Origin of the sequence: Dyadobacter sediminis (assembly GCF_005860765.1) — a bacterium.
Classification (GTDB): domain Bacteria; phylum Bacteroidota; class Bacteroidia; order Cytophagales; family Spirosomataceae; genus Dyadobacter; species Dyadobacter sediminis.
Genome location: NZ_VCEI01000030.1, coordinates 16,976 through 31,600 on the forward strand (window position 1 = coordinate 16,976; position 14,625 = coordinate 31,600).

The window sequence follows — 14,625 nt, forward strand, 5'->3', positions numbered from 1 at the left end:
TTGAGTAACAGCACTGTGTTTCGTGTCTCTGCCAGAGTGATATGGTTCAGTGCTTTATTTATGGGCGTTCTGGCGTCTATACCGAAAATACTTCAGCTGCATATTACGCTTATCGAACTGGCTGTGGATGCATCCGTTGCTTTTTTGTTTTCCCTTTTTGTATGGTATTTTAATATATACAGTCTGCCTAAATTTTCAAACCGACAATTTACCAGCCGGTTTTTCAATCTCAGACTGCTCTACAGTTTGCTTTTGGGCATTGGTTTAATGTTTCTGCTGGTCAGTGCCCATCAGCTATTGTTTCCGCATTATAAATTTGAGTCGATGATCATGATGTATGAGTTTCGCGGCATACTCATCAACCTGACCATTTATATGTTTTTATACCTGCTTTATCAAAGTTATCATACACAGCTGATCGGTATAGAACTGGAACGTGTAAAAGCAGACCATATCGGGGCACAATATGAATTACTGAAACAGCAGGTCAATCCACATTTTCTTTTTAACAGCCTGAATACATTGAAATCGATGATTGAGATTGGCGATGCGCATTCCGTGGAGTTTGTTCTTAAACTTTCTGATTTTTACCGTTTTACACTGAACAACAGACAACAGGATATTATTCCGCTGTCAGAAGAATTAAATATATTGCAGGCTTATATGTTTTTACTGGAAGCGAGGTTTGAAGAAGGCATCAACCTGAATATCAATATTGAGACATCCGCAGCTTTTACTTTCATTCCTCCTTTTACATTGCAGTTACTGGTAGAAAACTGTGTAAAACACAACGTGATTTCTCTTGAACATCCTTTAAATATTAAATTGTACACCGCTGATGATACGCTGATTGTTGAAAATCAATTGCAGTTAAAGAAAAATCCGGAAGCATCAACAGGAATGGGACTGGAAAATATCAATCAGCGTTACCAGCATCTTACTCAGAAAGAAATCAGAATAGAACAGAATACAATTTCCTTTAAGGTTATTTTACCTCTTATTTATGAAAATCCTGTTGATCGAAGACGAGATTAAAACAGCCAAGGCATTAGGGCAATTAATTTTGTCTATCAATCCAACTGCAAAAATCCTGGCTACTATACAAAGTGTTGAAGCAGCAGTTAAATACATCAGGGAAAATGAAAGTCCTGACCTGATCTTTATGGATATTCAGCTGGCGGACGGCTTGTGTTTTGACATATTTAAGCTGGTTAAAGTCGTTTCGCCGGTTATATTCTGTACCGCTTTTGATGAATATGCACTGGAAGCTTTTAAAGCTAACGGAGTAGATTATGTGCTTAAACCGTTTTCCAGGGAAAGTTTAACGGCAGCACTGGATAAAGTCGTTCACCTGAAAAACTTTTTTCAAACACATGACAATGCTTTGCCGGATCTGGAAGTTCTGCTGAATAAAATTGAAGTCCGTGGTAAAAAAGGCTTTCTGGTATTTAAGAATAACAAATATCTAACCATACAAACAGAAAATATTGCGTTCTTTTACACCCATCATGATACCACCACGATAACGACTTTTGATGGCCAGGAATTTCCCGTAAACCAATCCTTGGATGAGATTTACCAGCAATTGGCACCACATCAGTTTTTCCGCATTAACCGTCAGTACCTGGTAAACTATACGGCTGTTAAAGAAGTAGAGCATTATTTTACCCGCAAACTGGTCGTATCTTTATCCGTTGACACTCCCGATAAACTACTAATCGGAAAAGATAAAACTGGCTCATTCCTGAACTGGCTGGACAGCAGATAGTAAGTAAAATAAAACAATTACTCTCATCCCCACCTCCTGGTTACATATCCTTTGATGGTTTATGACAAACTATGCCAGCATAAATTCAGATCCTCCAAAAAATTCCTGCATGTACCCTTGCACTTTTCTGTCATTTTTCTTCAGGTCCGATTGTTATTTTAACCCTAGCCTATTGTGCACATTTGTTAACAGCATAAAACGGGCTTCCCGGATTGTTAAATAGCACGTGCCGGGCTGTGCATTTGCCGTCGCTGTTATCAGAAGCCTCTGGCTAAAAAAGTCTTTTCATAGACCATTGGCTTAATCCACTGTAAAGCCATACTGGCGGTAAATCTTTTTTGCTTCGCTGCTGACCAGAAAGTTCATAAAATCTTCGGCAGCTTTGGGATGTGGCGCGGTTTTGAGCTGCCCGGCCATATAGATTGCCTGGATATTTTCCTTTTCCGGAACCGGGATCATCTCGATTGGATTGCCGATCATCTTCTGATAATAGGCCTCAGAATACCACACGGGCCCGGCCTGTGATTGTCCGTACATGATGCGCATGGGCGTCTGACGATGATGGATCTGGGTCAGATACGTTGTTTTATCTTTTACTTTTAGCTCCATGATCTTTTTTCGTAGCATTTCGCCACCGGCTTTCACATAGGCTTCTTCTATCCTTTTTCCAATTCCCTCCCATTCAGGATTGGGCATGCTCACCATCACATCTGCCCTTCCAAGATCACAGAGCCCTTTTACATTTTTAGGATTACCTTTTTGCACCATGATTGCCAGATTGTTTTTAGCATATACTTCGCTGCGGCTAAAAAAATCCTGCATCTCGGAGATCTTGGATTTGCCCGCCGTATAAACATCAGGCTGATGCGAAATCCGCATGTTGCCAACTGTTATTGATCCACTTTTAATTTGCTTGGCCAAAATACCGGGCGGAAGTGTCTCAGCAAAAATGCGGGTGTAATCAGGATAGGCTTTTTTAAAGCCGGCCAGAAGGTCATCAATGACCATAAACTGGTTTCCGGCAAAAAACACAACCAGCTGCGGATCAACGATATCTCCGTACAGATCAGGCACATTGTCAACACCCGCTACGGTAAAGGAAAGGCCTTCGTTCCAGGGTTTGTTCCAGGGTGGGTCAAAACGGTGTTCCTGCTGCTGGGCATGAAGCTGACTTAGGCTTGTTAAACTCAAAATGAGTGCGGTGATGATTACTAAATGTTTCATATCTGTTGTTAATAGGTTGATGATGATCATGGATGTACAATGGCCCAGCCTTGCTGCTGACGGATAATGATTTCTCCGTTTCCGCTGGGCACATAAGAAATAAAGTCAAAGAGCTCATCTTTGCTGATTTTTCTTTCTCGCATCGTGTTCTCGCATTCAGCCAGAATCACCCCTCGCTGCTGCAAAGCTTTTAGCTGGGTTTCATAGGGCTGGTCCTTTTTAAACACGGTCACTCCCCCGCCATGCGCCACAAGTTCCACTTCCAGTTTTCCATTTAAACGCGGGTCATCCAGCGCATTCATAATGTTTCTCATCGTTGCTTTAATTACTTTTTCGTCATCACTATTAAGCTGATAAACCACCTTATAGGATTTCTGATCTGCAATAGCTCCGTGAAAATCTGCTGGACTTACGGGAGATTTCTGCGCAATCGCACCTGCAGAAATAAGCATTGCTGCTACATACATCATTGTTTTCAACGTTTTCATCTGTTTTGGTTTTAAAAGATTAGGGTACTGTTTAAATTATTTTCTTTCTTTTTTTGCATCTGCAATAGCCTTGAATGGACCAAGCTTATGCTGTTTCTCTGTAAATTCGTCAGCATAGGGTGCAAACGGAAAATCAATTGGTTTTTTGGTAAGGTCCACCCAATCATTTTTTTGGTCTTTGTGCGGGCGTGGCTGTGAATTGACAAATGCGGCAAGATCCCAGGCTTCTTTCTCAGTCAATAGCCTGTTTTCATAACTCGCACCGAAAGGCATGTTGTTTACCACATAGCCTGCAAAGGAGGAAAGCCGGTAAAGTCCTGCCCCGTCGTTGTAGCTGTTTTTACCCCAAAGCGGCGGATAGATGTAAGACCCTTTCTCCGGATTGGGTATTCCTTCACCGTTAACACCATGACAGCTTTCACATTTGGCTTTGTAAATAATCTGCCCATTTTTAGGATCTGCGGCTCGGTCAAGGTAGGCAAGCTTCTCTAGCCCCGTTCCTTTCGGCACGATACCTTTGGGAGTATCCTTCCCCAGCCACTTCATGTAAGCGATCATCGCTGTCATTTCCTTGCTGGCGCTGTCGGGTTTCGTTCCGTTTAAACTTCTTTCAAAGCAGTCTGAAATGCGTTTGATGATGGTCTCTTCTGTGCCCGAACGTGCCCTGAATTTGGGATAAGTGCTGAATACCGCCGCATAATTATTGCCCATGATTTTGGTACCTGCGTCAAGATGGCAGTTCTGGCAGTTCATCCCATTACTAATCTGCATCACAGTTCCTTTTGGCCCCAGGTAGTCAGCGGTGTGTGCAATCAGCTCTTTTCCATACCGGATCAGCTCTATCTCGCTGATTTTGGGAATAGAATCTGTCTTCGGCGGCTGCCAGAGTTGATTTTGCGGCCGCACTGATTCCGTTTTCTTTGGGGCACTAGCAGCACTGGCTGATGGAATTTTAGCCGGTCTTTGCGCCAGGCCAGGCAGTAGAATTCCAGTGATCAGCAGCAACAGACCTGCCAATCCAAGAAGACAAGTCAGAGTATTTTTCAGCAACTTCAGAAAGGTTATTGGATCCTTCATATTTATTAGGTTTAGAAAATTATTGTTCAGGCAGATTCAAGGGTATGATGACGTTCTGCTGATTGATGATACAAAGATAGGGTGAACACAGCCCTAATAGAAATCATTAAAAGTAATGTGCCATAACATTTCATTATAGAAGAGCGTACCATTCATATACTTTCATCACCTGGGTAATCCGGCATTACGGCAGGCAAATTTCATAAACAGTTCAGGAAGCGCTTCTTGCTGACCATGAAGCTGTGTGAAATAAAAATACCTTTCTATGTTAAGCCCTTCAATATCGACAATGTAGCACTCCTTGTTTTGAAGCTCCTTTAATACCGCATGGATCGAAAGCAATGCCATACAATCAGAATGAAGCATGTATAATTTTATACTTTCGCTTCCTCCAAGCTGCATTTCGCTTTTTAAATCAGACAGGCTCATGCCTGCCGCTTTTAGTGCATGTCCGATTACTTCCAGTGTTCCCGAACCCGGCTCCCGAAGAAGAAGCGGAATTTCTTTGAGCTGCTGCGGCAGAATAGACCCTGATTTTACAAATGTATTTTTCAAACTGGAAACCAGCACGATTTCATCTTTCAGAAACTCTGAATACCGGATGGCTGTATTTTTAGAATAACCCTCGATCACGCCCAGGTCAATTATTTTGTTCTGAAGCAGCTGCTCGATCTGCTCGGTATTATTAACCGTAAGTGTCACCTGCACATCCGGTAACTTATTATGGAATGCGGCTAAAATAGGAGGTAAAACATATTGTGCAAGCGTGGTACTGGCACCTAGCCTGAGTATACCGCTATGCCGTCCAGCCAGCGCATTGATATCAAATTCCAGGTTCCGGTAGGCTTCAAGTATCTGCTTGGTATGCACCAGCAGCAGCTGTCCGGCCTGGGTCAGGGTGATTTTTGAACCGTCTCTTTCAAAAAGTTTTATCTTAAGCTGGCTTTCAAGCTCATGGATATGTTTGGTCACAGCAGGCTGGGATATAAACAACTCAGAAGCTGCTCTTGTAAAATTAAGCCTGGTAGCAACTGCTTGAAATACCTGCAAACGAAAATCGAATAGCATAGCTCTTTTTAAAGTTAGTTTAGCCGGATTTTCCATCCGTTCATTATATTTTATTTTTATAAAGTCCTTTATCAGGCCCAATGCACAACTGCATACAAGGCAACGGCCGAGATCACGATCCAGAGTGCAAGGCCCTGAAGTAACGGCTTGTACCCAATGGATGTAAGCACTTTTCGTGACAGGCCAGCACCGATCAAAAACAAAGTAAGCGTTAACCCCGCCTTAGCGATACCGGTTAACAAGGGCTTTACCAGGGCGATCTGAGGGACATTGGTATTGACCACCATGGCAAGTATGAAAAATCCTATAAAGTAAGGAATATTAATCTTTTTAGATTCATTCTTAAAGATAAAGGTGGAAGCAAAGGCAACCGGTATAATCCACAGTGCCCTGGCAAGCTTTACTGTGGTGGCTACTTCAAGTGCCTGCTCGCCGTATTTGCTGGCCGCCCCTACTACCGAACTGGTATCATGGATCGCCAAAGCACACCATAGGCCAAACTCAGCCTGGGACAAATTATAGTAATGTCCGACTAGCGGAAAAATGATCAATGCAGCTGAATTGAGAATAAAAACACAGCCAAGAGCTACAGATATCTGTTTCTCTTTCGCCTGGATGACGGGAGAAATTGCTGCAATCGCGCTTCCGCCGCAGATCGCCGTTCCACTCGAAATCAAAAAGGACGTTTTTTCTTCAATACGCAGCCATTTTCCCAGCAGATAACCGAAGCCCAAGGTCATACTGATTGACCCTAATGTGAAAAGTATGCCCTCACTGCCTGCTTTAATCGCACTGTGCACATTCATGCCAAAACCCAGGCCAACAACAGAAGCCTGTAAAAGCCAGTGCGTTGCTTTATGGTTTAAGTGCAGGTATGGGTGGCCGCTTAGCTGAGCAACAACCAAGCCCATCAGTAAGGCCATGGCCGGACTTACCAATTGTGTAATGCTAAGCACAACACAAACAATGAATATTATTTTTCTGCCGTTTTCGCTTAGGTTAACAAGTAATCCACTCGTTTGCTTTGTAATCTGATTTTGAGTATTCATGACTTTTCTGTTTTGATACTCAAAGGTCCTGGATTTAGGATTCATATTTTCATCACAAAAAGGCATGTGTTATAACTAAATGTTATCATACATAAATTATCTTTCCCAACATTGTACCAGTCAGGTTTATTATCAAAGGTGCCAGATGCTCTTTACCCCACTTTCAAGTTTCGGGCAGGTCAACTCATTGCATAACCCTGTCCAGTTGTCTTTTTCAACCAAAACGTCGGTTGAATGGTCAACGCTTTTTAGGACGGGTCAATATTTATAAAATACGATTTAACGTGTACGGCAAACCATTATATGTACCAAAAGAGCTTATGGTATCTCAGAAGTGAATAATGTTGCATTTTTACCAAAGTTCGTTTATACCACCGATTAAATTCGAGGTATGACATATAGATATCGTTTATATGTCAGTGATTAAATTGAAATATCACGATCCTTGGTACCCGCCGCATCACGAAATAGTAGGAATTCCTTGCGGTGAATCTTGCTGAAAAATGGAGCCTCAAATCGCCAAGGATATATGGCCTTTGTCATTTGCGCTCGTTGGCGATTATTAAGAATTTGTTACACGAGGTGACGGGTCTGCAAATAAGTTGTTAACGCGTTAGCTAGTTTGCGAGGCGAGAGTATCTCATCAGGGCTATCTTTTATAATGGCAGACACAGGCATGCTATCAAACAATGCAGTTGACGGGTCTTGAACTAATACAATGCCCCCATGCTCATGGATGCGGACAGCCCCTTTGGCACCGTCAGAGCCCAAGCCAGAAAGGATAATGCCGACTGCTTTATCGGCAGAGTCATCAGCCAGGGAGTTGAAGAAAATGTCCACCGCCCAATTACTGCGATCATCTGGGTCCCGGTTAGTCGTTTGCAAATGCCCCTTAGATATCGTCATGAATTTGTTGGGAGCTAGCAAATAAATATGATTCGCTTCGACAAGGTCCTGATCTGCTGCCCAACTAATGGGCAAGTTGGTATTTGGCATTAGCAAAACGTCCGCTACACTCGGGTGGTCACGGTTTAGGTGTTGTAATACTATGAAAGCAGCATTCGGGGCTTTAGGCAGATGCGAAAAGAAATCATGAATATCTTCCCTTCCCCCCGCTGAAAAGCCAATGGCTACTATAAACAATTCCTTGCGGCCCCCCATGATATAAAGCGTTTAGCACTCTTTATGCAAGCTAACCATTTAAAATTGGACTGAAACCTGCTCAGGTAGTACTAGTACCTTTATAGAATTCGAATCTTATGTAAGAAATTATGACAAGGACAGAACACATACCCCATTTTGCTCCAGAGCTACATACCCCTAATGAAACAATTGAAATTACTGTGAAAGTAACAATCAGCCCGGTCGCGGTATTAAAATTTCAAATTGCTATCTAACTAATCAATGTTTAATATTTCTCCTTTATGCTGAGTTAGTCAGACGACTTAGCAATAAGTTTAAGCCTGAAAGAAATTTCGGAAGGCCTACAAATACATCCCTCGTATGTCTCCGGCGAGTTTTTGAAGTATTTCAGCACTTGTCCTTTGGTGAATATATCCGGAAGTTGCGCATCGAAAAAGCAGTAGACCTGCTTGCCAGCTTTGACCATACCTTATCAGAGATTGCCTATCTGACGGGCTTTTCAGATCAGAGCCGTTTTAACAGAATATTCAATGCGCGCATGCGAAAGCCCTTCCGATTTCAGAAAAAATTGGCCTAAAAAGTAATCCCGGTACAAATCCGTCATTTTCATACTATCATTTAGCTGCACTTTAAGTTAGTATTGCACCGCTAGAAGCAACCACCAAATGATACATATGAACACAGACACATTTTTTTCTCGCAGGAACTGGCTACGCGCCAGCGGAGTGCTCGGGTCTGCCCAGCTTCTGGGGCTAAGGCCGTTGATGGCAAAAACCAATAGCGTGGCAAAGACGCCTGCCTTGACGCCAGAAGAAGTTGCCGCCATTGAAGCCGCGATGGGCAAAAAGGGCACCTACAATGAAGGGCAAGCTGTGCATACTACCCCGTTGCCACGTAACGATTTGAAGGTAACTGTGAAAGGCGAAGCTGTCCCGATTCCATTTGGATTTGGCGGCTGGGCTTCCATCAAAAAGACCCTGGACGGCAAATCGGCTGTACTGATGAGCGATACAGTGCTTTTAGAAGAAGAAGTAAACCTATTAATATCAGCCGCACATGCAAATGGGCTGGAAATTGGAGCGATCCACAACCACTTCTTCTACGAACAGCCACGGATTTTCTATATGCACCTTCATGGCATGGGCACGCCGCAAGAGCTGGCCAAGAAATTCGCTGCAACTATTAAAGATGCCAAAATCTCCCCGGCCAACCAGCCTGCGCCTTCTGCGCCACCAACCACCACCGGGAAAGAACTCTTTGATATAACCGCCCTTGACGCGGTTGTTAAGTATACCGGCGTAGTGAACGGCCCAACCTATAAATATACTGTTGGCCGCGACGATCTGACGGTGATGGCTATGGGCGCAGAAATGACAGCTGCCATAGGCCTGAACTCCTGGGCAAGCTTTGCAGGAAATAAAGACAGCGCCCATATAGCGGGTGACATTGCCATGCTGGAAGACGAAGTCAATACAGTCATTAAAGCACTTCGGGCCAACAACCTGGAAGTAGTTGCATTGCATAACCATATGTTTGGTGAGAACCCAAGGATCATTTTCCTGCATTATTATGGCCGTGGTCCAGCCACTACGCTTGCAAAAGGGTTTCGATCGGCCTTGGATGTTCTTGGAAAACCTGTTAAAGCGGCGCATTCAACGCACTAGAAAAATGAACTCAATTACCCAAAAACGCCCAAATCGGTCAGATCGCCTGCTCGTAGCTGATCAAAACTTTGTGGACAGCCAAGGCTTTTTCCCATTATGTGCCCAAAGACCAGGTTTCTGAAAGGGCCCGCGGCTAAGGGCGATCCCATAAGATATTGAAGGTACAGGGTATTTCCCATTATGGCCATGCGATGAGTGCAGCTTTGATTACATCATGGCTAAACACCAGATTGATGACCTTGCAATTAAAGCTCGCGCTCATTGTCAGAGCAGCAAACATAAAGGCTTTCCGCCTGTATGGACGGAATCAGCTTGGAGTTATATTACTGCGCTCACACCCTTACATGTAGTATTCCCGACAACCGACGATGAAATTGAGATGGCCTAATCTGCGCTTGTATGTGGTAGAATTAAAGTCCTTGCAAATCTTAGCAGCTCCTGCTTTTGCTGTAATGTTCTCTGCATGGGTAATTGTGCCAATCCAATTAGCCGCCGGATAATTTCAATGCCAACAAACTGATTTAAGGTGAAGTAATCAATTTGATTGATCAAGTTGTATCTATCCAGCGTAAAATCAACTATTATTTTACGTTGGCCTGCTAGGTGCAGGTGCGCAATCATGACGCCCAGATCAAACTCGGCAGGGCCATAAAAGCAGAACTCGGGGTCGATAATTTTTATTCCCTGCGTTGTATCAAGCCAGCTACCCGGATAAAAGTCCCCATGTAAAAGAGATTTTCCATCAGAAAGATAGGTTTGTCCCAAATGTGCAGCCTGAGTTTTTAGCTCATTATCATTCTTGTAGACAGTAGCGACAGCTTGCAATCCTGGCTGGACTGTATCAAGATCAAACCCGTTCTCTTTCATAAACGGGTATTCGAATATGTGTTGATGGTTCAGCGCCCTCATAGCATTGTTTTTGAGCGAATCGGCGGGCGATACGCAGGAAAAACGCGTATGAAGCGTGCTTAAAAAATCCGTTAATTGCGAAACTTGGGAGATTTCAAGAGCCCTGGACGAATTGTATAGATATATAAAATCGCTGGCCGCGCCCAAGTCTTCCAAGGCCATGATATTGTTCACCGGATCAAGGCCAATCAGATCCGGGGTGAAGTCTGCGATCAACGGGTCAACGTTTGTCGTTTGATAAAAAGCACCTTCCATCAATACCCTGTCGGCGGGAGCACTCACATGCGGGTACTTTTCGACATATCCCCTGGATTGCTTGACAATGAAGGATCTGTCCTGGGTGGTTATCCGGAGCACATAGTTCATATTTCCCTCCCCCGGCACTGAAACCTGACTTATCCGTTCCCTATTTGTTAACCAGCCCTGGCTTTGCAGGTAAGTCTCGAGCGTAGCAATGTCGTTTGCACTTAGAATAAACATGTAAGGCTTTTTAGGATAAATTATGAGTCAAAGTTTTTCATTTTTTGCGTCCAGTCATACTCTTTGAATTTCAACGAATATTCTGAAAAGTCTTCGCCCAGGTATTTTTCCAAAATTATTTTAATACCCTGATTTCCACCAAAATCTGCTTTGAACCACTGCAATATCCGGCTAACCATTACTGTTTTTTTCTGCGGATTGATCTGTGTATCCGTCTTTAAAAACGATGATGCAGCAATGCCGAGCTGTTTGTCGATCTTATCATAGTCATAAAATGCGATTGGTGGACAACTGGTTGCACCACAGTTAAGGGCAAAATGAATACGATAATCAATTTTAGAAACAGCTAATTGTTTAATGATCTTACCAGGAAAAAACTGAGGCAGATAGCCCAAACTCAATTTCGCCCGGTAACGTCTGAGGATACCATGTTCGATCTGGTCAAGGCTCAGTTTTACCCCTCCGATCGTTATCAGTTTTTCCTCAAAAATGGCTGGCCTGGTTTTCTTTTCCTTTGTAGCAAGGATCTGAAAGTAAGCATTGTAGATGTTGATCCAGAATGTTTTACGGGCATCATCGTCAGCCAATCCGGAAATCAGGCAATCGGTTTTGATGGCTTCCAAAGCCTTGTGAATACTATCTACTGGCTCATCCATCTTCACCTGCAAGAGCAGTTTTCCTGATAGTGCAATCAGTTTTCGGTCAGGTTCTTTGTTAGATTGGCCGGCAACGGGTAGTAAACCAACTGCCCATATAACTAAAACAAGGCCTGTTATTACTAATATCCACTTCATTTTTTTTACCATTAACCATCAATATATCACGCAGGAAATCAATTCAACATCATTTTTTAGAAGTTACCCTGGCAATAAAACTGTTTACTTCTTGTCCCCGTACATACGCGTAGTGAAATTATTTAGATTGCTCACTGAAATCGTTCCGATACCTATGAAGCTCAGTATAATCATTCCAACCTACAATGAAGCAGCTAACATTGCACGCCTGTTACAGGATTTGTTCAGATATGCAGGTGATCAGCCGATTGAAGTCATTGTATCGGATGGTGGAAGCAAAGATGCTACCTTGGAAATAGCGCTCCAAGCCGGTGCAAGCGTGCTCAAATCTCCCAAGCCAGGCAGGGCAGCACAAATGAATTATGCTTCTGGTTTTGCAAATGGAGATGTGCTATACTTTGTTCACGCCGATGTTGGCATAAATCAGGATTATTTTCAAGACATTGAGCGGGCTGCGTCAGACGGGTTTGAAGCGGGCTGTTACCGGTTCCGCTTTGATTCAAACCGGGCAATCCTTAAAATCAACAGTTATTTTACACGTTTTAACAGGCTGATGTGCCGCGGTGGTGATCAAACCCTTTTTATAACCAGAAAGCTGTTTGACCAGCTAAATGGGTTTGATGAATATTATACCATTATGGAGGACTATGATATCATCATCCGGATCTGGAAAATAGCCCGGTTCAAGATCATCCCAAAAGAGGTAACCGTCTCTGCCCGAAAGTACCAGAACAATAGCTGGCTGCGGGTCCAAATTGCTAACTTAACTGCTTTTACCATGTTTTATTTAAAAAGAGAACCGGCTAGCATTGCCTTAAAATATAAATCCCTGCTGGATTACCGGTGAGACAAGCGCCCGCTTAATCTTTGCTATTCTGATCATCGTATATAAATGCCAACCTTAATCTGCCAAAGATGAATACCTATTATAATCCCGAAGACCTAAAAAAATTTGGTTCAATTGGTGAATTCCAGAAAGAACTGGCTGATAAATTTTTCTCTTATTATGGCTCTGTATTTGCCGAAGGTGCACTTACTGCCAGGGAGAAATCGCTGATTGCACTCGCTGTTTCCCATACTGTCCAGTGTCCTTACTGCATTGATGCCTACACGACAGATACCTTGGAAAAAGGGTGTTCGGAAGCAGAAATGATGGAAGCCGTGCATGTGGCCGCCGCCATTAGAGGGGGAGCGACTTTGGTGCACGGCGTTCAGATGATGAACAAAGCAAAAGATCTTTCCATGTAAGCGATTGTCGGCGTTTCACCAGTAACCCAAGTAAAGCAATGAAATCACTCAAGGCAAGCGGGCATTTGCTCTCGGATTCTGCGTCGCAGATCAAGACCTTGCATGACCAGGTGTTTGATAAGCTGCAGCTTCCTCTTTTTGAACAAAAAATGGAGGCTGCATCCCTGTATCCTTTAAAACCGGCCCGCACCACCACCATGCAGATTAATGTTGGTAAAATGTGCAATCAGATTTGCAAACATTGCCATGTGGATGCGGGTCCCGACCGGAAAGAGATTATGACCAGGCATACCATGCAGCAGTGCCTGGATAAACTTGCGGATTCTGAAATTACTACCGTCGATCTTACGGGAGGGGCACCTGAGATGAATCCTGATTTCCGTTGGTTTGTTGCAGAACTGACTGCAATTGGTAAACATGTTATTGTCCGCTGCAATTTGACTATTATCGTAGCCAACCCAAAATATCACGACTTGCCTGACTTTTTTAAGCAGCATCAGGTTGAAGTAGTCAGCTCGCTGCCCTTCTATAACGCCGACAAGACAGACCGGCAGAGAGGCAAAGGCGTTTTCGAGGATTCTGTGAAGGCATTAAGGATGCTAAACGCGAGAGGCTATGGAGTGGAAGGCAGCGGGCTTATCCTTAATTTGGTTTACAACCCAAATGGGGCATTCATGCCTGCGCCACAACAGGGCTTGCAGCGCCAATTCAAAAAGGCCCTGCATGATGAATTTGGAATTTTATTTAATGAGCTTTTTGCAATAACCAATATTCCTGTCAGCCGGTATCTGGATTACCTGATCAGCTCGGGTAATTATGATGGCTACATGGAAAAACTTGTTAACGCCTTTAATCCCGTAGCTGCAACCGGTGTCATGTGCCGGTCAATGGTTTCGGTCGGTTGGGATGGCTCACTATATGATTGTGATTTTAATCAAATGCTCGATATGCAGTTTGATGCTGCATACAACCACATCAGTCGCTATGACCAGGAGCTGATCGATAATCGTGAAATTAAGACTGGTCAGCATTGCTATGGCTGCACAGCTGGTGCTGGTTCAAGCTGCGGCGGTAACACGATTTAGCCCGTTTCCTATGAACAACGCTTTAATTGTTTTTTTGAAGAATTTAACGCTTGGAAAGGTTAAAACCAGATTGGCAGCTACCATTGGCGACCAGAAGGCCTTAGAAATTTATAGCCAACTTGTGGAACATACCTTAAATCAGGTGAATACGGCTAACTATGAGAAATTGCTTTACTTTTCCGATAACCTGCATAGTGACCTTCCTGTAATTGGACAAGATTTTCTGCTTCGCCAACAACAAGGCGGCGATCTGGGAGAGAGAATGTCAAATGCTTTCAAAGAAGTCTTCGAGTCGTCTGCTGAGAAAGTACTTATTATAGGAACTGACTGTCCTGGCCTGGATACATCTATTATCGAGCAGGCTTTTGATGCACTTGATATGCATCAAGTTGTGATAGGGCCAGCAAACGACGGAGGTTATTATCTTCTTGGAATGACTGGTTTCCATAGCTTTCTTTTCGAAGATGTACCATGGAGTACTTCAAGTGTGCTGGAATTAACGCTTCAAAAATGCGCCATGCATGGGCTTAGTTATACGCTCCTCGAAGAACTTTCAGACATAGATGATGAAAATGATCTGAATTCATGGAATGAATGGTTAAAAGTTAATCAGTCCAGAGAATCATGA

Annotated in this window: 16 protein-coding genes; 8 read left to right on the top strand and 8 right to left on the bottom strand. The window is 43.4% G+C overall.

What is annotated here, in order from left to right:
* Complete coding sequence (locus FEM55_RS21455) at positions 1–1,035, top strand: sensor histidine kinase (protein WP_229209372.1); 1,035 nt, start codon at positions 1–3, stop codon at positions 1,033–1,035.
* Entirely contained in the window at positions 1,004–1,768 is a 765-nt protein-coding gene (locus tag FEM55_RS21460) for a LytR/AlgR family response regulator transcription factor (RefSeq protein WP_082217964.1), read from the top strand. The genes FEM55_RS21455 and FEM55_RS21460 overlap by 32 nt, the downstream gene beginning before the upstream one ends.
* Before the next feature lie 300 nt (positions 1,769–2,068).
* Here the strand turns inward: FEM55_RS21460 and FEM55_RS21465 are convergent, their stop codons facing one another.
* The 6 genes from FEM55_RS21465 to FEM55_RS21490 form a co-directional block, all read right to left on the bottom strand.
* Positions 2,069–2,992 (bottom strand): molybdate ABC transporter substrate-binding protein, encoded by a 924-nt coding sequence (locus FEM55_RS21465; RefSeq protein WP_082217998.1) that lies wholly within the window; start codon positions 2,990–2,992, stop codon positions 2,069–2,071.
* Between the two features lie 26 nt (positions 2,993–3,018).
* The gene (locus FEM55_RS21470) at positions 3,019–3,480 is read right to left on the bottom strand and encodes a DsrE family protein (protein ID WP_082217965.1); all 462 of its coding nucleotides are present in this window, start codon (positions 3,478–3,480) and stop codon (positions 3,019–3,021) included.
* A 36-nt stretch (positions 3,481–3,516) separates the two neighbouring features.
* Positions 3,517–4,530, bottom strand: coding sequence for a c-type cytochrome (locus FEM55_RS21475; RefSeq protein WP_374756488.1), 1,014 nt, complete (start codon positions 4,528–4,530; stop codon positions 3,517–3,519).
* 192 nt (positions 4,531–4,722) lie between these two features.
* Positions 4,723–5,661 (bottom strand): LysR substrate-binding domain-containing protein, encoded by a 939-nt coding sequence (locus FEM55_RS21480; protein WP_229213953.1) that lies wholly within the window; start codon positions 5,659–5,661, stop codon positions 4,723–4,725.
* A gap of 35 nt (positions 5,662–5,696) precedes the next feature.
* Positions 5,697–6,674 carry a YeiH family protein gene (locus FEM55_RS21485; RefSeq protein ID WP_082218000.1) on the bottom strand — a complete coding sequence of 326 codons (978 nt, stop codon included), beginning with the start codon at positions 6,672–6,674 and terminating at the stop codon, positions 5,697–5,699.
* Between the two features lie 573 nt (positions 6,675–7,247).
* Positions 7,248–7,835, bottom strand: a complete 588-nt coding sequence (locus tag FEM55_RS21490; protein ID WP_082217967.1) for a chemotaxis protein CheB — start codon at positions 7,833–7,835, stop codon at positions 7,248–7,250.
* A gap of 376 nt (positions 7,836–8,211) precedes the next feature.
* On the opposite strand from FEM55_RS21490, the gene FEM55_RS21495 reads away from it, so the two are divergent.
* Both FEM55_RS21495 and FEM55_RS21500 read left to right on the top strand, forming a co-directional pair.
* A complete protein-coding gene (locus tag FEM55_RS21495; protein ID WP_229208588.1) occupies positions 8,212–8,394 on the top strand; it encodes a helix-turn-helix domain-containing protein in 183 nt (60 codons plus the stop codon).
* A gap of 97 nt (positions 8,395–8,491) precedes the next feature.
* Positions 8,492–9,481, top strand: a complete 990-nt coding sequence (locus FEM55_RS21500) for a DUF1259 domain-containing protein (RefSeq protein WP_082217968.1) — start codon at positions 8,492–8,494, stop codon at positions 9,479–9,481.
* Between the two features lie 384 nt (positions 9,482–9,865).
* On the opposite strand, the gene FEM55_RS21505 is transcribed toward FEM55_RS21500, so the two are convergent.
* Both FEM55_RS21505 and FEM55_RS21510 read right to left on the bottom strand, forming a co-directional pair.
* Positions 9,866–10,870: a phosphotransferase gene (locus tag FEM55_RS21505; RefSeq protein ID WP_082217969.1), complete on the bottom strand. Its 1,005-nt coding sequence runs from the start codon at positions 10,868–10,870 to the stop codon at positions 9,866–9,868.
* 20 nt (positions 10,871–10,890) lie between these two features.
* Complete coding sequence (locus FEM55_RS21510; RefSeq protein ID WP_166444593.1) at positions 10,891–11,664, bottom strand: DUF547 domain-containing protein; 774 nt, start codon at positions 11,662–11,664, stop codon at positions 10,891–10,893.
* Between the two features lie 154 nt (positions 11,665–11,818).
* On the opposite strand from FEM55_RS21510, the gene FEM55_RS21515 reads away from it, so the two are divergent.
* The 4 genes from FEM55_RS21515 to FEM55_RS21530 all read left to right on the top strand — a co-directional run bounded on the left by FEM55_RS21515 (position 11,819) and on the right by FEM55_RS21530 (position 14,625).
* Positions 11,819–12,511 (top strand): TIGR04283 family arsenosugar biosynthesis glycosyltransferase, encoded by a 693-nt coding sequence (locus tag FEM55_RS21515; RefSeq protein ID WP_082217971.1) that lies wholly within the window; start codon positions 11,819–11,821, stop codon positions 12,509–12,511.
* A 68-nt stretch (positions 12,512–12,579) separates the two neighbouring features.
* Positions 12,580–12,912 carry an arsenosugar biosynthesis-associated peroxidase-like protein gene (locus FEM55_RS21520; protein WP_082217972.1) on the top strand — a complete coding sequence of 111 codons (333 nt, stop codon included), beginning with the start codon at positions 12,580–12,582 and terminating at the stop codon, positions 12,910–12,912.
* Between the two features lie 38 nt (positions 12,913–12,950).
* Positions 12,951–13,997, top strand: coding sequence for an arsenosugar biosynthesis radical SAM (seleno)protein ArsS (arsS, locus tag FEM55_RS21525; RefSeq protein WP_082217973.1), 1,047 nt, complete (start codon positions 12,951–12,953; stop codon positions 13,995–13,997).
* Positions 13,948–14,625, top strand: coding sequence for a TIGR04282 family arsenosugar biosynthesis glycosyltransferase (locus FEM55_RS21530; protein ID WP_229208589.1), 678 nt, complete (start codon positions 13,948–13,950; stop codon positions 14,623–14,625). Before arsS ends, FEM55_RS21530 begins: the two co-directional genes overlap by 50 nt.